The organism is Rhizobium sp. RSm-3, from assembly GCF_001854685.1.
Lineage (GTDB): Bacteria > Pseudomonadota > Alphaproteobacteria > Rhizobiales > Rhizobiaceae > Rhizobium > Rhizobium ecuadorense.
Genome location: NZ_MAWZ01000007.1, coordinates 22,797 through 45,795 on the forward strand (window position 1 = coordinate 22,797; position 22,999 = coordinate 45,795).

Annotated in this window: 19 protein-coding genes; 15 read left to right on the forward strand and 4 right to left on the reverse strand. The window is 60.3% G+C overall.

Annotated elements, in window-relative coordinates; translation table 11 throughout:
- Positions 1–54 precede the first annotated feature (54 nt).
- On the reverse strand, positions 55–951 hold the full coding sequence (locus BBJ66_RS09560; protein ID WP_071086608.1) for a LysR family transcriptional regulator: 897 nt from the start codon (positions 949–951) through the stop codon (positions 55–57).
- A 126-nt stretch (positions 952–1,077) separates the two neighbouring features.
- Between BBJ66_RS09560 and glyA the strand changes: the two genes are divergently transcribed.
- The 8 genes from glyA (at position 1,078) to BBJ66_RS09600 (ending at position 10,702) form a co-directional block, all read left to right on the forward strand.
- Positions 1,078–2,355 (forward strand): serine hydroxymethyltransferase, encoded by a 1,278-nt coding sequence (gene glyA / locus BBJ66_RS09565; protein ID WP_071086610.1) that lies wholly within the window; start codon positions 1,078–1,080, stop codon positions 2,353–2,355.
- 89 nt (positions 2,356–2,444) lie between these two features.
- Positions 2,445–3,341, forward strand: coding sequence for a bifunctional methylenetetrahydrofolate dehydrogenase/methenyltetrahydrofolate cyclohydrolase FolD (folD, locus tag BBJ66_RS09570; protein ID WP_071086612.1), 897 nt, complete (start codon positions 2,445–2,447; stop codon positions 3,339–3,341).
- 22 nt (positions 3,342–3,363) lie between these two features.
- On the forward strand, positions 3,364–4,260 hold the full coding sequence (gene purU, locus BBJ66_RS09575) for a formyltetrahydrofolate deformylase (protein ID WP_071086614.1): 897 nt from the start codon (positions 3,364–3,366) through the stop codon (positions 4,258–4,260).
- 473 nt (positions 4,261–4,733) lie between these two features.
- On the forward strand, positions 4,734–6,041 hold the full coding sequence (locus BBJ66_RS09580) for a TadE/TadG family type IV pilus assembly protein (protein ID WP_083335543.1): 1,308 nt from the start codon (positions 4,734–4,736) through the stop codon (positions 6,039–6,041).
- Positions 6,038–6,556: a TadE/TadG family type IV pilus assembly protein gene (locus tag BBJ66_RS09585; RefSeq protein ID WP_071086618.1), complete on the forward strand. Its 519-nt coding sequence runs from the start codon at positions 6,038–6,040 to the stop codon at positions 6,554–6,556. The genes BBJ66_RS09580 and BBJ66_RS09585 overlap by 4 nt, the downstream gene beginning before the upstream one ends.
- Complete coding sequence (locus tag BBJ66_RS09590) at positions 6,556–7,080, forward strand: TadE/TadG family type IV pilus assembly protein (RefSeq protein WP_071086620.1); 525 nt, start codon at positions 6,556–6,558, stop codon at positions 7,078–7,080. The genes BBJ66_RS09585 and BBJ66_RS09590 overlap by 1 nt, the downstream gene beginning before the upstream one ends.
- An 87-nt stretch (positions 7,081–7,167) precedes the next feature.
- The gene (locus BBJ66_RS09595) at positions 7,168–8,160 is read left to right on the forward strand and encodes an AraC family transcriptional regulator (RefSeq protein ID WP_071086821.1); all 993 of its coding nucleotides are present in this window, start codon (positions 7,168–7,170) and stop codon (positions 8,158–8,160) included.
- Between the two features lie 325 nt (positions 8,161–8,485).
- Positions 8,486–10,702 carry a methyl-accepting chemotaxis protein gene (locus tag BBJ66_RS09600; protein WP_083335544.1) on the forward strand — a complete coding sequence of 739 codons (2,217 nt, stop codon included), beginning with the start codon at positions 8,486–8,488 and terminating at the stop codon, positions 10,700–10,702.
- A gap of 216 nt (positions 10,703–10,918) precedes the next feature.
- On the opposite strand, the gene BBJ66_RS09605 is transcribed toward BBJ66_RS09600, so the two are convergent.
- The gene (locus BBJ66_RS09605) at positions 10,919–12,169 is read right to left on the reverse strand and encodes a MalY/PatB family protein (RefSeq protein WP_071086622.1); all 1,251 of its coding nucleotides are present in this window, start codon (positions 12,167–12,169) and stop codon (positions 10,919–10,921) included.
- A gap of 157 nt (positions 12,170–12,326) precedes the next feature.
- Here BBJ66_RS09605 and BBJ66_RS09610 point away from each other — a divergent pair, with 157 nt between their 5' ends.
- From BBJ66_RS09610 to hflX, 6 genes are all read left to right on the forward strand, one after another.
- Positions 12,327–12,797, forward strand: a complete 471-nt coding sequence (locus BBJ66_RS09610) for an Lrp/AsnC family transcriptional regulator (RefSeq protein WP_049735595.1) — start codon at positions 12,327–12,329, stop codon at positions 12,795–12,797.
- A 446-nt stretch (positions 12,798–13,243) separates the two neighbouring features.
- Positions 13,244–15,514: a sensor histidine kinase NtrY-like gene (locus BBJ66_RS09615; protein WP_049735593.1), complete on the forward strand. Its 2,271-nt coding sequence runs from the start codon at positions 13,244–13,246 to the stop codon at positions 15,512–15,514.
- Positions 15,504–16,868 carry a nitrogen assimilation response regulator NtrX gene (gene ntrX / locus BBJ66_RS09620; RefSeq protein WP_049735592.1) on the forward strand — a complete coding sequence of 455 codons (1,365 nt, stop codon included), beginning with the start codon at positions 15,504–15,506 and terminating at the stop codon, positions 16,866–16,868. Before BBJ66_RS09615 ends, ntrX begins: the two co-directional genes overlap by 11 nt.
- A gap of 64 nt (positions 16,869–16,932) precedes the next feature.
- Positions 16,933–17,796: a D-amino-acid transaminase gene (locus tag BBJ66_RS09625; RefSeq protein ID WP_049735591.1), complete on the forward strand. Its 864-nt coding sequence runs from the start codon at positions 16,933–16,935 to the stop codon at positions 17,794–17,796.
- 111 nt (positions 17,797–17,907) lie between these two features.
- Positions 17,908–18,150, forward strand: coding sequence for an RNA chaperone Hfq (gene hfq / locus BBJ66_RS09630; RefSeq protein ID WP_003539403.1), 243 nt, complete (start codon positions 17,908–17,910; stop codon positions 18,148–18,150).
- A 77-nt stretch (positions 18,151–18,227) separates the two neighbouring features.
- The gene (gene hflX / locus BBJ66_RS09635) at positions 18,228–19,553 is read left to right on the forward strand and encodes a GTPase HflX (protein ID WP_071086624.1); all 1,326 of its coding nucleotides are present in this window, start codon (positions 18,228–18,230) and stop codon (positions 19,551–19,553) included.
- A 288-nt stretch (positions 19,554–19,841) separates the two neighbouring features.
- Here hflX and mazG read toward each other — a convergent pair whose 3' ends face one another.
- Positions 19,842–20,687, reverse strand: a complete 846-nt coding sequence (gene mazG, locus BBJ66_RS09640) for a nucleoside triphosphate pyrophosphohydrolase (protein ID WP_049735589.1) — start codon at positions 20,685–20,687, stop codon at positions 19,842–19,844.
- A gap of 20 nt (positions 20,688–20,707) precedes the next feature.
- A complete protein-coding gene (locus BBJ66_RS09645; RefSeq protein WP_071086626.1) occupies positions 20,708–21,295 on the reverse strand; it encodes a deaminase in 588 nt (195 codons plus the stop codon).
- Between the two features lie 265 nt (positions 21,296–21,560).
- On the opposite strand from BBJ66_RS09645, the gene cysG reads away from it, so the two are divergent.
- Positions 21,561–22,997, forward strand: a complete 1,437-nt coding sequence (gene cysG, locus BBJ66_RS09650) for a siroheme synthase CysG (protein ID WP_071086823.1) — start codon at positions 21,561–21,563, stop codon at positions 22,995–22,997.
- The last annotated feature ends 2 nt before the right edge of the window (positions 22,998–22,999 follow it).

The following is a 22,999-nucleotide window of genomic DNA, read 5'->3' on the forward strand; positions in this document are numbered from 1 at the left end:
CTCGACGCCGCGTTGAGTTGGTCGGCATGGGGCTTGTTGCGCCAGCACCCGGCGTCAAGACAGCGGCGGCTTCTCGGCCATTCGGTCAAGGAACACCTGAAGGGCCGGACTGCGCTTTTCCTCTTTGCGGAAGGCGATAAATATTCTCCGGCGGATTTCCGGAACGAGCCTGCAGACCCAGACGTCTTCGAGATCGTAGCTGGCGCGCAGGCCAGGCAGGATCGAGATGCCGTAATTCTGCCGGATCAGTGCGATGGTCACTTCGAATCCTTTGCACCTCGCCACGATGTTGGGCTTGAAGCCCTCTTCCTGACAGGCTTCCACCAGCATCCTCGTATAAGTGTCGGACGCGGTGTCGATCGCCCACCGGTCCTCCCGAAGCTCATGCAGGCCGACGGTTGGCCGCTCCGACAGCCTGTGATCTTTGGAGACCATGACGTTGAACACGTCCTCCATCAGGAAGATCGTCTCGATATTGGGATCGAGCGCGCCGGTCGATATATTCAAGTCATCGATAATCGCGACATCCGTCTGCCAGCTTCGCAGCGCGGCAACGCTTTCGCCCGGCTCCATTTCTTCGAACTGGACGGTGAGGTGAGGGTGCCGTTCGGCAAGGTCGTAGACGACCTTCGGAATGACGGCGGCCGCCACGGAAGGAAACGCCGCCACTCGAAGTTCGCCGGAAACGACGCTTTTCAATTCGGCAATGTCGGCTTTCGCCGATTCGATTTCGATCAGGATCTTCTCTGCCCGCAGCACCAGCTGCTGGCCGGCGGGCGTCATGACAACGCCCCGCCCGCGTCGCTCGACGAGCCGTATGCCCACCTCTTCTTCAAGAAGCGCAATTTGCTGCGACACGGCCGACGGCGAGACGTGTAAGGCTTCTGCCACCGCCGCCATGGTCTTGCGGATCGACAGTTCACGCAGTGCCCGCAGACGTCCGACATCCATAACGACCTCCTTGCAGTCCCTAAATCATTAGCATGACTGAACGTATAAGCAAATATTATTAACTTTTTCTGGTGTTTCGATCGATCTAGGGTCCGCCTCACGAATTCGAGGAATTGGAGAACTCAGATGACCAACGCTGCAAGGGTGCATTTCAACACCACCGTCCAGGAGGCTGATCCACTCGTCGCCGATGCCCTCGCGTCCGAGCGGGCCCGACAGCAGAACCAGATTGAGCTCATCGCTTCGGAGAATATCGTCAGCCGTGCGGTTCTCGACGCCTTGGGGCACGAGATCACCAATAAGACACTCGAAGGCTATCCGGGCAATCGTTTTCACGGTGGCGGGCAGTTCGTCGACATTGCCGAGCAGGCCGCGATCGACCGCGCCAAGCAGTTGTTCAATTGCGGCTACGCCAACGTCCAGCCGCACTCGGGGACGCAGGCCAACCTGGCCGTCTTCTTCCTGCTCCTGAAGCCAGGCGAAAAGGTGCTTTCGCTCGACCTTGCGGCCGGCGGCCACCTGTCGCACGGCATGAAGGCGAACCTGTCGGGCCGCTGGTTCGACGCCAACAATTACAGCGTCAACCCGCAGAACGAGGTCATCGACCTTGATGAGATGGAACGCATCGCCGAAGAAATCCGCCCGAAGCTGCTGATAACAGGTGGTTCGGCATATCCGCGCGAACTCGACTTCGAGCGCATGTCGAAGATCGCAAAGAAGGTCGGCGCCCACTTCCTGGTGGATATGGCCCACATCGCCGGCCTCGTTGCCGGTGGTGTCCATCCTTCGCCATTCCCGCATGCCGACATCGTGACCTGCACCACGACCAAGACCCTGCGCGGTCCGCGTGGCGGCCTGATCCTCACGAACAACGAGGAATGGTACAAGAAGCTGCAAGCGGCAGTGTTTCCCGGCGTCCAGGGATCGCTGCACAGCAACGTCCTGGCCGCCAAGGCGATCTGCCTGGGTGAAGCCCTCCGCGACGATTTCAAGCTCTATGCCCGCCAGGTCGTTGCCAACGCGAAGGTTCTCGCCGAAACGCTGGCGGATCGTGGCGTTCGCATCGTTTCCGGCGGCACCGATACCCACATCATCCTGCTCGATCTGTCGAGCAAGGGACTGCTTGGAAAGCAGGCCGAGACGCTGCTCGCCAAGGCGAACATCACATCCAACAAGAACCCGATCCCCGGCGACAGCCCTCGTCCTCCGGAGTGGGTCGGCATGCGCCTTGGCTCCTCCGCTGCGACGACACGTGGCTTGAAGGAGGAGGAATTCCGGGTTCTCGGCCATGTCATCGCGGATCTCATCGACGCCGAGACAGAGGGCAGGACCGACGAGATCGTCGGAACTGCCAGGGCGAAGATCGCGGAACTGACCGAGAAGTTCCCGGTCTACGGCCACTAAGGCAACGTACCCAGGATGCGGAAATGCCCCGCCCACATCTCCGGGCGCGGCATCTTGCTGGTTCGAGCTTGGATGTAATGGAGCACCCCATGGGAATGGACAGATTCACACGCGCCGCAAACATCGATGGCAAAGATTACGCAGCAGGGCTCCTGCAGCGCATCAAGGCCGATGTCGAAACGCTGGAGGCAACGACTGGAGCCGTTCCCGGTCTGGCCGTCGTTCTGGTGGGGCACGACCCGGCAAGCGCAATTTATGTGGCTTCAAAGCACCGTCAGACGGTTGCCGCCGGAATGAAGTCCTTCGAATACCGGCTTGCTCAGGAAACCACGCAGGGCGAACTTCTAGACCTCGTGCATCACCTTAACAATGATGCAGAAGTGCATGGAATTCTTGTTCAGTTGCCGCTGCCGGCGCATTTGGATCCGAACGCCGTGATCCAGGCCATCAATCCCGACAAGGATGTCGACGGCTTCCATGTGTCAAATGCGGGCCGCCTTGCAACGGGCAACCCGGCTTTGGTTCCCTGCACCCCTCTCGGCTGCATGATGCTCATCAAGGATACGCTCGGCGAGAACCTCTCCGGCCTTCATGCCGTCATCGTCGGCAAGTCCAACATCGTTGGAAAACCGATGGCGCAGATGCTGATGAACGCTCATTGCACCGTCACGGTCGTTCACTCGCAGACAAGGAACGCCGCGGAGCTCTGTCGGGCGGCCGACATTCTTGTCGTTGCAGCCGGTCGGGCGGGCCTGGTTCGGGGTGACTGGATCAAGCCCGGCGCCGTCGTGATCGACGTCGGCATCAACCGGATACAGGACGGCGAAAAATCGCGGATCGTCGGCGACGTGGCATATGGCGAAGCCGGCCACGCGCGCGCCATCACGCCGGTGCCGGGCGGCGTCGGCCCGATGACGATCGCATGCCTGCTGTCCAACACGCTCACCGCATTCCGCCGCCACCACGCGATGATCGCCGCGGCCTGAGACGACGAACAAGGAGATAGACATGACCATCACGGCCCCTCGCTACGCTCTGCGTGTCGCATGCCCGTCGATCCGCGGCGTGACGGCCGCCATCGCCGGCTATCTCTCCCAGAACGGCTGCAACATCTCCGACAGCGCGCAATTCGACGACGCTGACACCGGACGCTATTTCATGCGGATCAGTTTCCAGCCGTACGACGGCCATACGCTTGACCAGCTTCGTCAAGGCTTCGAGCCGATCGCCGACAAGTTCGAGGCGAAGGCCGAATTTTTCGATGAGACCGAAAAGAAGAAGGTGATCCTGATGGTGAGCCGCTTCGGACACTGCCTCAACGATCTCCTCTATCGCTGGCGCATCGGGGCGCTGCCGATCGACATCGTCGGCGTGATCTCCAACCATACGGATTACCAGCGGGTCGTCGTGAACCACGACATCCCGTTCCACTGCATCAAGGTGACTAGGGAAAACAAGCCGGAGGCCGAGGCGAAGCAGATGCAGATCGTCGAGGAGTCAGGCGCCGAACTCATCGTGCTGGCCCGCTACATGCAGGTCCTGTCCGACGACATGTGCCGCAGGATGTCCGGCAGGATCATCAACATCCACCATTCGTTCCTGCCGAGCTTCAAGGGCGCCAATCCCTATAAGCAGGCATTCGAACGGGGCGTGAAGCTCATCGGCGCGACCTCGCACTACGTCACCGCAGACCTCGACGAAGGCCCGATCATCGAGCAGGACATCGTCCGCGTCACCCATGCGCAGAGCGGCGAGGACTATGTGAGCCTCGGCCGCGACGTCGAAAGCCAGGTGCTCGCCCGAGCCATCCACGCCCACATCCATGGCCGGGTGTTCATCAACGGCAACAAGACCGTCGTCTTCCCGGCGTCACCCGGCTCCTACGCGTCGGAGCGCATGGGCTGATTGCCATGCTTACGCCTCAGACTTGGCTCCAAGGGCATGATTGAGCAGCGTCCGATATGACGCCATTCAGTCGCCTCCCGGCCATTCAGGTGACCGACGAAATGGATGTTCGGGTCCGCCGCTGATCGGAGCAGGGAGAGGTTTTGTGTCCGCGGCAACCTTGCTCAGGACCTTTGCGTCAACCGAGGCGTCCGCGATCTGCGCCCCCCCATATGGGGGCGAATCAGATGAGGTTTGAGGTTATCTCGCGTCACAGACCTTAAGCAGCGACTGAACGATGCCCATGGTTCAAGGCACTCTCTACCATGGCGCAATGTGACGCACATATTGCGCCACAATGCTTCGCAAATCGAGTTCATGCGAAATTGTTCGTGCTATTGCTGAAAGGCATCATCCGGCCCCAGCGCCTGTTTTGCTCACCCCTGGCCTGGCTTGGACGAGTGTAAAATCTTAAACGAATTCAGGACGTACCGATGGGAAGTCTCCTTTCTATAGCGCGCGGGCTTGCCAGTGAAACCAAGGGCAACGTCGCGATGGTTTTTGCGCTGCTGCTCGTTCCGCTGATTGCGCTGGGCGGCGGCGGTATCGATCTTGCTCGCTACGAGATGATCCGCGTCGAAATGCAGGATGGGCTCGATCGCGGTGTGCTGGCGGCTGCCTCGCTCTCTCAGAAGGAGCACCCCGAGGACACGCTGCGCGGCTTCATGAAGAACCTCGATTATGCGCAGGACATCACCGTCAACCTCACCGCAACGAAAGGGCCGAATTCGCGGAAGATAGAGGCCAGCGCCGCCTATGTGATGAACACCGCGTTCATTCACCTCGTCGGTGTGCGCCAATTGACTGTTTCGGTAGTCTCGACAGCGGAGGAAGCGAAGCAGAACATCGAGATGTCGCTGATGCTCGATATGTCCGGTTCGATGAGCGGCAATCGCATCAAGAATCTTAAGAAGGCAGCCCAGCAGTTCATCGACCAAGTGCTGACCGACGAGAACAAGGCCGACACGACCATCACGATCGTGCCCTATGCCGGTCACGTGAATATCGGCGCGGCGATATTCGACAAGCTCGGCGCCAAGCGCGACCACTCGAACTCTTCCTGTGTCGAACTCAGCACCGGAAGCTTTGGCGGCGGCAGCGTGCCGAGCCTCAAGGACGCCGCCCAGGTTCCGCAGTTCACGCAATGGAACTATGGGCGTACCGATCTGAAGCCCTGGTGGTGCCCGGTGGAATCGACGGCGATCACCTATTTCTCCAATGATGCAACCTATCTGAAGAGCCGCATCAACCAGCTTGAGCTTCACGATGGCACCGGCACGCAAAACGCCATGCAATGGGGCTACATGCTGCTCAATCCGGGGGCAAAGGCAATCGTCAACGCGGCGATCGATGCCAAGCTGATGGACGCAAAATTCGCCAACCGTCCGGCATCCTTCAAAGACCCGGATACGATGAAGGTGATCGTGCTAATGACCGACGGTGCGATCACCGAGCAATACCGGCCGAAGGACTACAGCCGGCCGGTGACGCAGGCGCCCGACAACAAGCAGATCATAAACGCGACGGATACGGCCAAGATGCTTTCCTCCGTCTGTACTGCAGCCAAGGCGAGCGGCATCACGGTGTTCACCATTGGCTTCGAGGTGAGCGGCAACGCGACGACACAGATGACCAACTGCGCCACCAGCCCGGGCCACTATTATCCTGCCTCGGGATCGGGTTTGGGTGAGGCTTTCAAGTCAATCTCGACCTCGATCAAGAAGCTTAGGCTGACGCAATGACCGGCATTCTGAAGCGCTTCCGGCGTGAACGTTCCGGGGTGGCAGCCATCGAGTTCGCCATCCTCGCGCCGATCGTCCTCGTGCTGGTGTTCTCCATCCTTGAGGCCGGCTGGATCATGACCCAGTCAATCATGCTCGACCGCGCCGTCAGCCGCGGCTCGCGCGCGCTGCAGGTTGCCAGTTCGAATTTCACCTATGAGGATTTGAAGAAGAAAGTCTGCGACGAGGCAATCATCCTCACCAATTGCGTCAAGCTGATCCGTTTGGAATTCACGCCGATCAGCAAGCCGAGTGATTTTCCAGAATCGGATACCTCGTGTGTCGACCGCAGCCTCAATATCGATCCGGTCACCACCTACAGGGGCGGCCAGCGCTCTCAAATCGTCTTTGTGCGTGCCTGCTATGTTGTCGATCCGGTGTTTCCGGGACTTGGCTATGGGCTGGCGCTTCCTAAGGACAATACAGGCGGCGTGCGCCTAACCTCACGCTTTGCCTTCGTAAATGAGCCAGGCTGATGATCCGCATTCTGAAAAAACTCCTGAAAAACCGCTCTGGAGCTTCGGCCATTGAGTTTTGCTTCGTCGCGCCCCTGATGATCTTCTTCTTCATCGGCAGCGTCGCGATCTTTGATATGTTCCGTACCTATCAGAACATCGTCGGCGCGAATGGCGTTGTGGGCGACGTTATCTCGCGACAAACGTCTATCGACGCGACGTTCGTCACCAATATCTATGGGGTATTCCTGCATCTGCAGCAGCACAGCACCGTACCGAGCGCGCTTCGAATTTCGAGCATCAGGAATACCGGCGGGATCTACAAGCTCGATTGGGAGAAGGAGAGTGGCGCCACCAGTCTTCTGAAAGCGCAGGTTCTCGACAGCTCGACGCTGCCACAGATCACCGATGGCGACTCGATCATTTATGTGGAAGGCGCCGCGACCTACACGATGCTATCCAATATCCTCGGCTTCGGACAGGTGACCTTCGTCCAGCGGACCTTTACGAGGCCGCGCTTCATCAGCGCGGTCGTGTTCAACTGAGCGCAGTGAAATCGGCTCGTCATGATGAGAGTGAACGAGGCGGCAGTTTTATTCTGGCCCGGCCTAATTTTTAGCGAAGTCATCCGAATGTCACAAAACGATGCCTCCGAGTTTTGTCCGCGCTTTCAAGGTTCGGATTTCGATGAAATGGTCGATACCTTTAAACGACATTTCGGCCCGTTCGATGCATCTCCCAGCGGCTCTGCAGAACCCTTCAATTGGAAAGCCGATTATTGGAGCAGAGGCCCAATGAGCTTGATCAGCGGGCAATACCATGGCAGCTGGCAGGTGCGCGCGGAGCCGGAAACAGCTGAATGGCTATCCATCCTTCTGCCCCGCGAGGGCGCCCTGGATATATCGCTAGGCCGGGATACAATCGAAGGAACGCCCGGTAAATTGGTCCTGGTCAACAATCATGAGGTCGAGCGCTGTCAGGTGCGGGGAGCCCCGCATGACTCGGATATATTGCGTTTGGATTGGGCAATCATTGCACAAGCGGTGGCTGGACACGTCGACATTTCCCCGCCCGGTAGCCTCGGACTATCATCCATAATTGACCTTTCAAATACCGACGGACGGCTTATTGGCAGTCTGGCGCAAACAATCGTGACCGGCATGCGACACAATGGGCCATTGCTTCGCTCGCCCATCGCCATGTCGAATTTGAGCCATGCACTGGCCGATCTGGTCGTGCAGTCGGTTCCCCATCGGTTGTCACACCTCATTGGCAGGAAAACTTTCTTTATCGCGCCTTGGCATGTTCGTGACGCCATCAACTTCATGCATGTCAACATGGCCCGTCCCATCACCATATCGATGGTGGCGGAAGCCGTCGGTATTTCCACTCGCTCACTCGAAACCGGCTTCCGCTCCTTCAGGGAAACAACACCTTCTGCTTTTCTGCGCAAGATCCGCCTTCGCGCGGCGCGCGAAGATCTTCTCGACGCTTCAAATCCGGAATCGGTGAAAGACATATGCCTGAAATGGGGCTTCTTTCACCTGGGGCGCTTCTCCGCCGCCTATCGCGACGCCTATGGGGAAAGGCCGTCGGATACGAAACGGCGACAGGCAAGAACCTAATCCGCCAAGTCTCCAAGGTATTGTCCGTATTCCGCGTCCTTAGCCACGCTGAGGTGGCCAAGGTTAGGCTCGTTGCCACCGGCCTGAAGAAGCTCGATTGCGACAGCCTGCGCAACATCATAACTCGCCAAGCTCCTTGCCCGATCGAATCCCGTTAATCCGATATCCGCAGTCGAGTATCCAGCTGGCGCATTATTTAGATAATCGTCGCTCGAGAGCTGTTTTTCTTAATAACGTGACGACGGGTTCCTGCGATCAAGTTCGTGACAACGCAGTAGTTCATCTCATTTTCTCAACGAGACTTATCGTCGAAGCTGGAGGTTTTATGGCAATCAAAACAAAAATTTTGGCATCTATATCGGCTCTCATTCTTGTCATGGCCGTCACTTCGATATTTTCGGTCTATGTGTCGGAAAAGGAAAAGGAGATCGCAGAGTCCATTGTTTCTCAAGATGTTCTTCCGATGGAGGAACTGAAGATCATAGCCGACAGCTACGCCGTCGATATTGTAGATACCGTGCACAAGGTGCGCTCAGGAGCGATGACTGCCGCCGATGGCGCAAAGAGCGTTGATCGGGCTCTGTCGACAATCGACATCAGGTGGAACCACTACACCTCCGGGACGCTCACCGCGGAGGCAAAGGCGGTTGCGGGCAAATTCCAGAGCCTTCGGGAAGCTGCCGCCAAGCACGTCATCGAAATGCGCAATTTGCTCGCAAGCAACGACATGCAAGGCCTCGCTGCCTTTGCAAACACGAAACTTTATCCGACGATTGACCCGCTTGGCGCAGAAGTTTCGAAGTTGATTGACCTGCATATAGATCTTGCGCAACACAGCCTTGAGAAGGGCAAGATGCTGCAAACCGAGTTGGCGATTGTCATGACGGCGCTTACCGTTATCGGCGCTGCAACAGCCATATTCTCGATCTGGATGGTCATCCGCGGGGTAATCCGCCCATTGAACGCGATCAACGGTGCGATGAGGGCGCTTGCAGATGGCAAGCTGGACGTCACGATTTATGGAGACGGCCGCCGCGACGAAATCGGCGCCATGGCTGCGACCGTCGTGACCTTCCGCGACAATGCCAGAAAGCGCCGCGAACTCGAGGCGCAGGCCGTCGAAAATGGCTGCAAACTCGCAGCGATTTCCCGAGCCCAGGCGGTTATCGAATTCACCCTGAAGGGCGATGTTCTCACAGCCAACGAAAATTTCCTCCAGACACTCGGTTACCAACTGTCCGAGATACAGGGCAAGCACCACTCCATGTTCTGCGAGCCGAGCTTCACCAACAGCGAAGACTATCGCCAGTTCTGGGCCAAGCTGGCAAACGGAGAGCTTGTTTCGGATGAGTTCATGCGGGTCGGCAAAGGCGGAAAGAAGGTCTACATCCAAGCCTCTTATAACCCGATCATCGACGTGAACGGCAAAGTGTTCAAAGTGGTCAAGTTTGCCACCGACGTCACCGCACGCGTGAACAACGTCGACCGGCTCGCAGGCGCCCTCCAAGCGCTGTCGACAGGCGACCTGACCCAGACGATCGCCACGCCGTTCCTGCCAACGCTTGAGAAACTCCGGTCGGACTTCAACGAAACATCCTCGAAACTTCGCGGCACGCTGAAGACGATCTCGCAGAACGCCAGCGCCATCGCGGCTGCGTCTCAGCAGATCCAGTCGGCTTCCAATGATCTTTCGAAGCGGACCGAGCAGCAGGCAGCCTCCGTCGAGGAGACGGCAGCCGCTCTTGAGGAAATAACCACGACGGTCAGCGACTCCAGCCATCGCGCTCAGGAAGCAGGCCGGCTTGTGCGCAAGACCAAGGAGAATGCCGAGCAGTCCGGTGACATCGTCGGGCAGGCCGTCGACGCCATGGGCAAAATCGAGAAGTCGGCAGGCGAAATCGGCAACATTATCGGTGTCATCGACGAAATTGCCTTCCAGACCAACCTCCTCGCTCTGAACGCCGGCGTCGAAGCCGCCCGCGCTGGCGATGCGGGCAAGGGTTTTGCCGTTGTCGCCCAGGAGGTCCGGGAACTGGCCCAGCGTTCGGCAAAGGCTGCGAAAGAGATCAAAGAACTGATCAACGCATCGAATGGGCACGTGAAGAACGGGGTCGCATTGGTTGGCGATACCGGTAGGGCGCTGAAGGAAATCGTCACCCAGGTCGTGCAGGTGGATGGCAATGTCAACGCGATCGTCGAGGCGGCCAAGGAACAGGCGATCGGCCTCAAGGAAATAAACATAGCCGTCAACACCGTGGACCAGGGAACGCAGCAAAACACCGCGATGGTTGAGGAAACGACGGCCGCTGCAAACAGCCTGGCGCGGGAAGCGGACCAACTGTTCCAACTTCTGGAGCAGTTCAACATCGGCACTAAATCCGACATCGGAACAGGAGCCACGGATCGGCGCGTTGCGCCGACCGCCGCTACCCGGCAGTCCCGACCTGTCGCGTCCCCGGCTCACCGTATGGCAGCCAAGGTGGCGCAGGCGTTCAACGGCAACGCTGCTTTGAAGGGCACCGAAAGCTGGGAGGAATTCTAGCATTCTGGTCGGCGACCGAGCCTTGGATCGGTCGCCACGACTGTCTGAGGAGAACCCCGGGCGGAGGCTGTTGACGAAGGTGCTAAACGATGCGCGATTACGAGCGCGGCATGCTCTAGCGGAGGGCGCTTTCCTTCGCGGAGAACTGCGGGCTGCACATCGTCCAGGTCGCACCGACCATCTTGCGAGCCGCCGCCCGGCTGCATGCCGCCAACATCAGGAGTTTTGCGTGGTCAAAATCGTCAACCTGTCCGACGCCGCAGGCGAGCGGAGGGACGAGATAGCATCGCATATTCTTTCCAAGCCACGCAGAACCTGCGAACGGGGACTGGCAAGGTTGAGGCGTATTCGCTGTCTGCCATTTTCGACGAACATTTCTCCGCCTTCGAGAATGACGCCGGCGGTTTCGATGAAAAACCTGGTGAGATTGAGGGAGGCTGGCAGATAAGCGGAAAGATCGACCCAGGCGAGATAGGTCGCATCGGGAATTTGGAAGTCGGCCTGCGGCAGGCGCCACCGTAGGAACTCGCTAACCAACGCAAAATTGCCGTCGAGATAATCGCGCAACTCCTCCAGCCATGGCTCGCCGTTGCGATAGACGCCGATCGCAGCTGCCAGGCTGATCGGGTTCACGAATGGGTAGTGGTGTTTTCTCCAAACGGCGCGTAGATCGGCATCGGGGATGACGACCGTCGCGATCATCATGCCCGCCAGATTGAAGGTCTTGCTCACAGCCATGCAGGTGATGATGTCCCTGCAGCCGGGAAAAAGCTTGGTCAGGGGCGTGTGGCGGCGATCCTTGCGCAGCAGGTCGCAGTGAATCTCGTCCGAAACGATCTTGACCCCGTTGGCGATGCAGATCTCTCCGAGCCGTCGCAGCTCTTCGTCCGTCCATACGCGCCCCGTCGGGTTGTGTGGGTGGCACAGAAAGAACAACTTGACGGCCGGGTCACTGGCCTTCTGTTCGAAATCGCAAAAATCGATGGCGTAGCTTCCATCAACCTCGAGCAGTGGCGAGGTCACCAATGTCCTGCCACGCTGGTTCGCCGCGTGTTTGAAATAGCCATAGGCGGGCGTGAGGGTGAGTACCCCTTCGTTCGGCGCACATATGTAGTCGACTAGGCTGAACAGGGCCGGAATAACGCCGAGGGAGACTTGCATCTCCTCCCGCTCAACCCGCCAGTCGTATCTTTTCAGACACCAGTCCCCGAAGACGTCGTAAAGCCCGTCGTCGAAATTCATGGTGTAGCCGAAGATCGGGTGCTTCAGCCGCTCAGTCATCGCATCGATGGCCGCCGGGGGCACGGCAAACTGCATATCCGCGACCCACATCGAGATGAGATCAGACCTCGGGACAGAGACGACCGCCGCATTCTCGCCGCCACCGAACAAATAGCTCTCAAACCCTTCCGCCGATAGGGCGTTGGTGCCGTGGCGGGAGATTATGCGGTCAAAGTCGAAGCTCATAAACGTCAGACCTTTGCGGGTTGAGGCAGGTTCGTGTGCCGGCTTGTCCGATCGAACCGACAATGTCGCCGACCGTACACGCAATTCGACGCTTGATGCTTCTAAAGTCTCCCAGCATACTCAGATAAGATGGAAGATTCTGCTACGGTTGAATGATATGGATCAGATTGATTTCAAGATTATCCGCGAATTGCAGAAGGATGGACGCCTGTCCAATCAGGAGCTGAGTGAAAGGATCAATCTCTCGCCGTCACCGTGCCACCGGCGCGTTCGCATACTCGAAGAGTCGGGCGTGATCGAAGGCTACACCGCACGTATCAGCCACCGCGCACTTGGAATGCCGGTCATCGCCTTCATAACGGTTCGTCTTGCATCCCAGAGCAAGAACTCGATGGCCAGATTCGAGGAAGGAGTGGGTCGAACCAGCGAGATCACGGCATGCTATCTCATGTCGGGGCGTCAGGATTATCTCCTCCAGGTCTTTACGGCATCACTTGATACCTATGAGGAGTTCGTCCGCGAAAAACTGGCGGAATTGCCTGGAATCGGCTCATGGGAAACCAATTTCGTTTTTGGCGAAATCAAGAAGGGATACATTGTCCCAGATATCCGAGTGAGCACCTCATAGCCTGTCGCAGAACTCCCGGTTAAAGCGACCATCTCGGATGCGAAGTTGCAGACTAAGGTTTCTGCAGCTTCGCAAAGGCCTGTGAGACTTCCTCGGTCCAAGGCGTTTCACATAGCCTCGTCGGTCATGCCGAATACCGCTTGGCCGAAGTCGCGCTCCGCGAAGACGGCGGGTGGCTGGATGATGACGGTGCGCGGACGCCGCAGGGCGAGTGGAATGACAATATGCCTGGGCAACGCTCCATTGTGTCGGTCCCAGAGCTTGGCGTGGCTTGACAATGTGAAGGAGGGCGTTGCATTTTCGCCACAATGCGTTGCTTAAAGGTCACGCAAGGGTTTTGGACTTCGCTCCCGATCGAGTCGTTGCAGCGCTGGCTTTCTTGAGCCGGCGTTCTTTGGTTTCGATCGGCTGGCGAGGGCGGTGGGTGCCGCCTGAAGAGAGGCCGAATGACGCAGGATGGGGTATCGCCGGCAGCGGCGGGCGAGGCGGTGACGACGGTGACCGATCGCCGTGCCCTTTTTGCCGTGCCGGGCCTGGTGCTTGCCGGCGGCGCGCTTCTCTGCGCCACGGCCACACTTTTCGTGCTGCTTGGTCTCACCCCGATCGCGCCGAGTTCGCATGTCGTCATCACCTCGGTGATCGTCAACTCCTTCTTCGTCCTGACGCTGCTGGCGCTGATAGCCCGCGAGGTGGCAAGGCTGCTCAAAGCGCGCACCCGGGGCAGGGCGGCGGCACGCCTGCATATCCGCATCGTCGTGCTCTTCTCGATCGTCGCGATCACGCCGGCGATTCTCGTCGCCATCTTTGCCAGCATCACGCTGAATGCCGGCCTCGACCGCTGGTTTGCCCTGCGCACCCAGTCGATCGTCAGTTCGTCGCGCAATATCGGCCAGGCCTATATGATGGAAAACGCCAGCTACCTGCAGGGGCAGACGGTTTCCATGGCCAATGACCTGGAGCGCAACCGTGCACTCTACAGCCTCGACCGGACGGGCTTTGCCGACCTGATGACCCGCCAGGCGAGGGGCCGCGGCCTGCTCGGTTCCTTTCTCGTCGAGCGCGACGGCTCGGTGATCGTTCAGGCCGACATCGCCACCGAAAAGCCGTTGCCGGCAATTCCGCAGGACGCGCTGGAGAAGGCCGCTGCCGGCCAGCCGACGCTGATTCCGCCTGGTGTTACCAACCTCGTCGGCGCCATCATCAAGCTCGATGCCATCCAGGGCACCTTCCTTTATACGGTGCGCGCCGTCGATCCCAAGGTCATGGGCGCCATGCGCATGATGGAGGAGAACGCCACCGAATACCGGTCGATGGAAGCCAACCGCTTCTCGCTGCAGATCGCCTTCGCCGTGCTCTATATCGGCTTCGCGCTGATCGTGCTGCTCGCGGCGATCTGGACGGCGATCGCGGTTGCCGACCGCATCGTCCGGCCGATCCGGCTCTTGATCACCGCGGCCGACAGCGTGGCATCGGGCAATATGGATATCGTCGTGCCGGTGCACGCCGTCGATGGCGACGTCGCCAATCTGTCGCGCACCTTCAACAAGATGATCTCGGAAATCCGCACCCAGCGCGACGAGATCCTCGAGGCCAAGGACGAAGTCGACGACCGCCGCCGCTTCATCGAGGCGGTTCTGTCGGGTGTGACCGCCGCCGTCATCGGCGTCGAGCACGACCGCCGTATCGCCATCGTCAACAGTTCGGCCGAGACGCTGATGTCGCTGTCGGCCGATGAGATGCTCGGCAAGCAGCTGGCCGACATCGCGCCCGAGGTCGATCAGGTGCTGAGCGAGGCTGCGTCGCGTCATCGCGGCGATTTCCGCAAGCAGATCGCGCTCGTGCGCGGCGGCACGGTGCGCACACTGAGCGTGCAGGTCACCCGCGAGGAAGTGCGCGATATGAGCGAATCCTATGTGATCACGCTCGACGACATCACCGATCTCGTCATCGCCCAGCGCTCGACCGCCTGGGGCGACGTGGCAAGGCGCATCGCCCATGAGATCAAGAACCCGCTGACGCCGATCCAGCTGTCCGCCGAGCGCATCCAGCGCCGTTACGGCAAGCAGATCGACCCGGACGACCGAACCGTCTTCGATCAGTGCACGGATACGATCATCCGCCAGGTCGGCGATATCGGCCGCATGGTCGACGAATTCTCCGCCTTCGCCCGCATGCCGAAGCCGACCAAGGAGCCGAGCGACCTGCGCGATATCCTGCGTGATGCGATCTTCCTGCGCGAGATGGGCAACAATCACGTCACCTTCGGGCAGGATTTCGGCGACCAGCCGCTGGAAGGCCTGTTCGACAGCCGCATGCTCGGCCAGGCTTTCGGAAATCTGATCAAGAATGCCGTTGAGGCGATCGAGGCCGTGCCGAGCGACGAACGGGACGAGCGCAAGATTCTGGTGCGCGCCGCCTTCGACGCCGGCCGCGACCGCTTCACCGTCGACGTGATCGACAATGGCCGTGGTCTGCCGGTGGAGAACCGACACAGCATTCTGGAACCCTATATGACGATGCGCGAGAAGGGCACCGGCCTCGGCCTCGCCATCGTCAAGAAGATCATCGAAGAACATGGCGGGCAGCTCGAGCTGCACGATGCGCCCGCCGATTTTGACCGGGGAAGAGGGGCCATGATCCGCGTGCATCTGCCACGCCGGGATCCGACGCCCGCCTCTCCCGCAGCCAATGACAAGGAAAGCGTTTATGGCCTCTGATATTCTCGTCGTCGACGACGAGCACGATATTCGCGAGATCGTTTCCGGCATTCTCTCCGACGAGGGACACGAAACGCGCACGGCCCATGACAGCGACAGCGCGCTGGCGGCGATATCAGACCGGGTGCCGCGGCTGATCTTCCTCGATATCTGGATGCAGGGCAGCAAGCTCGATGGCCTGTCGCTGCTCGACGAGATCAAGACCCGCCATCCGGATCTGCCGGTGGTGATGATCTCGGGCCATGGCAACATCGAGACCGCCGTCTCGGCGATCAAGCGCGGCGCCTTCGATTTTATCGAAAAGCCTTTCAAGGCCGACCGGCTGATCCTGATCGCCGAACGGGCGCTTGAGAATTCCAAGCTGAAGCGCGAGGTCTCCGAGCTGAAGCGCCGCACCGGCGACGCGTTGGAGCTGATCGGCACCTCGGTCGCCGTGTCGCAGCTGCGCCAGACCATCGAGAAGGTCTCGCCGACCAACAGCCGCATCATGATCCTCGGCGCATCCGGCTCCGGCAAGGAGCTGGTGGCGCGGATGATCCACAAGAAGTCGACCCGCGCCAACGGTCCCTTCGTGGCGATCAACGCTGCCAACATCACGCCGGATCGCATGGAAGTGGCGCTGTTCGGCACCGAGGGCACGCCCGGCCAGGCGCGCAAGATCGGCGCGCTCGAGGAAGCCCATCGCGGCATCCTCTATCTCGACGAAGTCGGCGAGATGCCGCGCGAAACGCAGAACAAGATCCTGCGCGTGCTTGTGGATCAGCAGTTCGAGCGCGTCGGCGGCTCCAAGCGCGTCAAGGTCGATGTCCGCATCATCTCCTCCACAGCCTATAATCTCGAAAGCCGTATCGCCGAAGGGTGGTTCCGCGAGGATCTCTACCATCGCCTCGCCGTCGTGCCGGTGCGGGTGCCGGCGCTGGCCGAGCGACGCGAGGACATTCCCTTCCTCGTCGACCAGCTGATGCGTCAGATTTCCGAGCAGGCCGGCATCCGTCCACGCCGCATCGGCGACGACGCCATGGCCGTGCTGCAGGCGCACGACTGGCCTGGTAATATCCGCCAGCTGCGCAACAATATCGAGCGGCTGATGATCCTTGCCCGCACCGACGGGCCGGATGCGCCGATCACCGCCGACATGCTGCCGACCGATCTCGGCGACATGCTGCCCAAGGTCTCGGCCAAGAACGACTATCACATCATGACGCTGCCGTTGCGCGAAGCCCGCGAGATGTTCGAGAAGGATTACCTGATCGCCCAGATCAACCGCTTCGGCGGCAATATCTCACGCACCGCCGAGTTCGTCGGCATGGAGCGTTCGGCGCTGCATCGCAAGCTGAAGTCGCTCGGCGTCTGATCTTTCCGGCGCGGCCATTGCCACGCCGCATTCCCTTATAGCTTTCTGCAAGACCAGGTTTCCCATGCCGAGAATTGCCTATGTGAATGGCCGTTACGTCAAGCATTCCGATGCCAGCGTGCATATCGAGGACCGCGGTTACCAGTTCGCCGATGGCGTCTACGAGGTCTGCGAGGTGCGTCACGGCTATATCGTCGACCTCACGCGCCATCTGAACCGTCTCGACCGTTCGCTCGGTGAACTCAGCATTGCCTGGCCGATGAGCCGGGCGGCGCTGACGCAGGTCATCCGCGAGACGTTGCGCCGCAATCATGTCCGCAACGGGCTTTTCTATATGCAGGTGACGCGCGGCGTGGCGCGCCGCGATCATGTCTTCCCGGCCGAGGGAACGCCGCCGTCGCTTGTCATCACCGCCAAGAGCACCGATCCCAAAATCATCGCCGCCAAGAATGCCAACGGCATCAGGGCGATCACCGTTACCGACAATCGCTGGGACCGCGTCGACATCAAATCCGTCGGCCTGCTGCCGAATGCCATGGCCCGCCAGCAGGCCAAGGAGGCCGGCGCCCAGGAGGCGATCTATGTCGATGGCGACGGCATGGTGAAGGAAGGGGCGGCGACCAATATCTGGATCGTCGATTCCGAGGGAACGCTGGTGACGCGGCCGGCCGAACACGGCATCCTGCGCGGCATTACCCGCACCACATTGATGGATGTCGCAGCCAAGCTCGGCTTGAAGATCACCGAGCGGAACTTCTCGGTTTCCGAGATGCTCGCCGCCCGCGAGGTCTTCCTGACCGCAGCCACAAGTATTTGTTTTCCGGTCGTTTCCGTCGATGGCCAGACGATCGCCAACGGTCATCCCGGCAGTGTCTCGCAGAAAGTCCGCGAAGCCTTTTTCGACGTTGCGGAAAAGATTGCGATTTGATACCAAGATTTGCTGGACGGGTGGAATGAGGGTGCCACCGGTCTTGCATGGTGAGGTTGATTGATACTCCACCGGCCAACTCAGGTCGGCAATAAAGAAAGAAGCGGCGCGATGGCGGAACGTTCTCAGAATCTTCAGGATCTATTTCTCAATACTGTTCGCAAGCAAAAGATTTCCCTGACAATCTTTTTGATCAACGGCGTGAAACTCACGGGCGTTGTTACCTCTTTCGACAATTTCTGTGTTCTTCTTCGCCGTGACGGCCATTCGCAGCTCGTGTATAAACATGCGATCTCGACGATCATGCCGGGCCAGCCCATGCAGATGTTCGAGAGCGAAGAAGCAGCGTCCTAACAGGATCAGCCGTCATTTCGACACGCGATACCAAGAACGATTCGATCATCCCTGAGGCCGCCAAGCACAGGGACGATATGCGCGCGACCGTCGTCGTGCCGGTTCTGAAGTCGCGCAGCCGCGGCGGCCAGAGCGAATCGGCCTCGACCCGCACGCCGGAAAGCCGGCTGGAAGAAGCGACCGGTCTTGCCCAGGCGATCGACCTCGACGTGGTCAACGGCCAGGTCGTGCCGGTCAACGATCCGAGACCGGCGACATTGCTCGGCACCGGCAAGATCGAGGAGATCAAGGCGCTGCTCGACGAGCGCGATTCCGGTCTCGTCATCGTCGATCATCCACTGACCCCGGTGCAGCAGCGCAATCTCGAAAAGGAATGGAACGCCAAGGTCATCGACCGGACGGGCCTCATCCTCGAAATCTTCGGCCGCCGCGCCTCCACCAAGGAAGGCACGCTGCAGGTCGATCTCGCCCATCTGAATTACCAGAAGGGCCGGCTGGTCAGAAGCTGGACCCACCTTGAACGCCAGCGCGGCGGCGGCGGCTTCATGGGCGGCCCGGGCGAAACCCAGATCGAAGCCGACCGGCGGATGCTGCAGGACCGCATCATCAAGCTCGAACGCGAGTTGGAGCAGGTGGTGCGCACCCGCCAGCTCCACCGCGCCAAGCGCCGCAAGGTGCCGCACCCGATCGTGGCGCTCGTCGGTTATACCAATGCCGGCAAATCGACGCTGTTCAACCGCATCACCGGCGCCGGCGTGCTGGCCGAAGACATGCTCTTTGCCACGCTTGACCCGACGCTGCGCCGCATGAAGCTGCCGCACGGCCGCACCGTCATCCTGTCCGACACTGTCGGCTTCATCTCCGACCTGCCGACCCATCTGGTCGCCGCCTTCCGGGCGACGCTGGAAGAGGTGCTGGAAGCCGATCTCATCCTGCATGTCCGCGACATGTCCGATGCCGACAACCAGGCGCAGAGCTCCGACGTGATGCGCATTCTCGGCGACCTCGGCATCGACGAAGCCGAAGCCGATAAGCGGCTGATCGAGGTCTGGAACAAGATCGACCGGCTGGAGCCCGAGGTCCACGACGCCATGATGCAGAAATCAACAGGCGCCAGCAACGTCGTCGCCGTTTCGGCCGTCAGCGGCGAGGGCGTCGACACGCTGATGGACGAGATCAGCCGCCGGCTCTCCGGCGTCATGACCGAAACCACCGTCCGCCTTCCCGTCGACAAGCTGGCGCTGCTGCCCTGGCTCTACGACCACGCGATCGTCGACGGCCGCGAAGACAACGAAGACGGCTCGATCACACTCGACCTGCGCCTCTCCGAAACCGAAGCCGCCGAACTCGAACGCCGCATCGGAAATGGGCCGAAGCCGCCGCGCGAGGATTGGGAGCGGTGAGCGGGCCTTCGGGCGCGCGCTTTCCTCCATCCTCTTAAGCGGCGGATCGGACAGCTCAGCAAGGGCCGAATGGCTCGATTGAGTGAGAGGAAGCAGGGACGTTGCCACATCTCTCTTCTCCCCAGCGGGGAGAAGATGCCGGCAGGCAGATGAGGGCGTGAGCGGCAAAGCCGCGAATGCGCTGAGCGCAAGCGAAGGGCAATGAATGGTGGGCCGTGTGGCCCCCTCATCCGACCCTTCGGCCCACCTTCTCCTCGCTGGGGAGAAGTGGGGAGAAGGGGAGAAAGCTCACTCAGCCCCAGCCATCACAGCCCGCTCAATCGCCTTCGCCGCCTGCCAGATCTCTTCCATCCGCTCAAGGCTAGCCGCCTCCAGCGTCTCGCCTTCTGCATCAAGAACATTCTCTATGTGGCTGAACCGACGCCGGAATTTCGTATTCGTTCCACGCAGCGCCTGTTCCGGATCGGTCTTCACATGCCGGCCGATATTGACGACCGCGAAGATCAGGTCGCCGAGTTCGTCGCTGACCTTTGCGCGGTCGCCGTCTCGCAGTGCCGCCCGCAATTCGTCGATCTCCTCCTCGATCTTGTCGAGGATCGGCTCGGGGGCCGACCAGTCGAAGCCGACCTTGGCGGCGCGTTCCTGCAGTTTTAGCGCTTCCGTCAAAGCCGGGAAGCTGCGCTGCACGGAGCCGAGGAACCCGCCCTTGAAATCCTCGGTAATCCCGCGCTTTGACCGGCGCTCAGTGCGCTCGCGTTTTTCCGCCTGCTTGATCTCGTCCCACTGGATCTTTACCGCATCCGGCGTGTCGGCCGCCGAGCGGGCGAAGACGTGCGGGTGGCGGCGGATCATCTTGGTGGTGATGGCGTTGACGACGTCGCCGAAGGAAAATTCGCCTGCCTCCTCGGCCATGCGCGCATGGAAGACCACTTGCAGCAGCAGGTCGCCCAGCTCGTCGCAGAGATCGTCCATATCGCCGCGCTCGATCGCATCGGAAACCTCATAGGCCTCCTCGATCGTATAGGGCTTGATCGTCTCGAAGCTCTGCTCGATGTCCCAGGGGCAGCCGGTTTCAGGATGGCGCAGCGCCGCCATGATCTCGATCAGCCGCGAAATATCTTTGGAAGGTTCCATGGTGCCTCGGTTCAGCTGCCTCAGTTGAGCGGAATATCGTTGGCGCTCTTCGACGACTGGTAGGTGGTGGAAAGCGCATTGTAGCGCGCCTTGATGCGGGCAGTCTGCGCCTTCAGCGCCTCTCCCAGCCGGGCCTCTTCGGTCTCGACGAGATCGGCGACGGCAAAGCTGTTCCAGAAGGCGTTTTGCCTGCGATAGCCGCCGGGTTCAAGCCCGAAGACCTCCTTGAGGATCTTCAGATCGTGCGGAATGGCGAAGGCATCGCGGGAATCCTCGTGGCTGAAGAAATAATAGAAATTGTCGAAGCCTGCCCAAGTGATCGCCGACATGCACATGGTGCAGGGCTCGTGCGTCGACAGGAAGATCAAATCCTTGGTCGCCGGCTTGTCGCCAAGCTCGTAGAAGCGCTTCAGCGTATGCACCTCGCCGTGCCAGAGCGGATTGTCGAGTTCGTTGTTGGTTTCGGCGACGACGAGCGAGAGATCGGATTTGCGCAGGATCGCCGCGCCGAACACCTTATTCCCAAGCGATACGCCGCGCTCGGTCAGCGGCAGGATATCGTTTTCGATGACCGAAAGCAGGCGGGCGGCGATGGTCTTGTCAGGCATTGGCGTCTCCGGTTTCCCTCAGTCTATCGCCTCGGCGGCGCAAGTGAAATGCGCCAAACGCCGGTGGACGCTGTTTGTCACAGGCTTTATAATGCGCTGCAGCAAATGCGCTGACATGTGCTGTTTTGGTCAGCATGGGTGACTTTTCTCAAATCGCTGATGCTACGAGCAAAAGAATACGCACTTGCTGGAGCTTTCGAATTTATGTTCCTTTAAACCCTTGTCGATCAAGGGCATATTCCGGCAACTTCGAAGTGGATTGATGATGTCTCCCAGGACCGAACAGCTTTCGGTATTTCCCGCCTTCTTTCGCGTGGAAGGCCAGAAGACGGCTGTCTTCGGCAATGGCGACGAAGCTTTCGCCAAGGTGCGGCTGCTGCTCAACACGCGGGCGCGGATCGTCGCCTATGCCGACAGGCCGGAAGCCGATTATCATGCCTTCCTGATTGCCAACCGCATCGAGACCGTGCGCGCCGGCTTTTCCGCCGACCAGGTCGAGGGGGCAGCCCTCGTTTTTGCCGCCACCGGCAATGAAGCCGACGACCGCGAGATCGTCGATGCTGCCCGCGCCGCAAGCATTCCGGCCAATGCCGTCGATCAGCCCGACTACTGCGATTTCTTCACCCCGGCGCTGGTCAATCGCGCCCCGGTCGCCGTTGCGATCGGCACCGAAGGGGCAGGGCCGGTTCTGGCGCAGATGATCCGCGCACAGATCGACCAGCTTCTTTCGCCCTCGCTCGGGCGCCTCGCAGCACTGGCGACGAGCTACCGCAAGGCCGTCGAACAGCTCGTGCCCCGCGGCGTTTCCCGCCGCGTCTTCTGGCGCCGCTTCTTCTCCGGCGCCGTCGCCGATGCGGTTGCCAACGGCAACCTGCCGCAGGCCCGCCAGGCCGCCGACCGGCTGCTGGGCTCAATGGACAGGGTTGCGGGCCATGTCTGGCTGGTCGGCGCCGGTCCGGGCGCCGAGGATCTGCTGACGCTGCGCGCCCAGCGCGTGATGATGGAAGCCGATGTCATCGTCTTTGACGCGCTTGTGCCGCAGGCGATCGTCGATATGGGCCGCCGCGACGCCGAGCGGCTTTCCGTCGGCAAGCGTAAGGGCTGCCATTCGAAGTCGCAGGAAGAGATCAACGACCTCCTGGTCGATCTCGGCCGCCAGGGCAAACGTGTCGTCCGCCTCAAGTCGGGCGATCCGCTGGTCTATGGTCGGGCAGGGGAAGAGATGGCGGCATTGCGCGCCGCCGGCATCACCTATGAGGTCGTGCCCGGTATTACCTCGGCTTTCGCCGCCGCCGCCGATTTCGAGTTGCCGCTGACATTGCGCGGCGTCGCGTCCTCGCTGGTCTTCACGACGGGCCATGATCTCACCGGCGACGTGCTGCCCGATTGGGCAAGCCTTGCCGTTTCCGGCGCGACGATCGCCGTCTATATGGGCCGCACGGTTGCCGCCTCCGTCGCCGAGCGGCTGATGCAGGCCGGCATTCCCTCCGAGACGACCGTCGCCGTCATCGAAAATGCCAGCCGTCCCGAGCGCCGCCTGCTGCATGGCACGCTTGCAGATCTTCCCGATCTGCAGCACCGCGATGAGTTGACCGGGCCGGTCATGGTCATTATCGGCGATGCGGTCGCTGGCGCCAATTTCGAACTGTCCGAGCCGCTGGTGCGTGCGAACGCCCGGCTCGAGGAACTTGCAAGGAGCTGAAT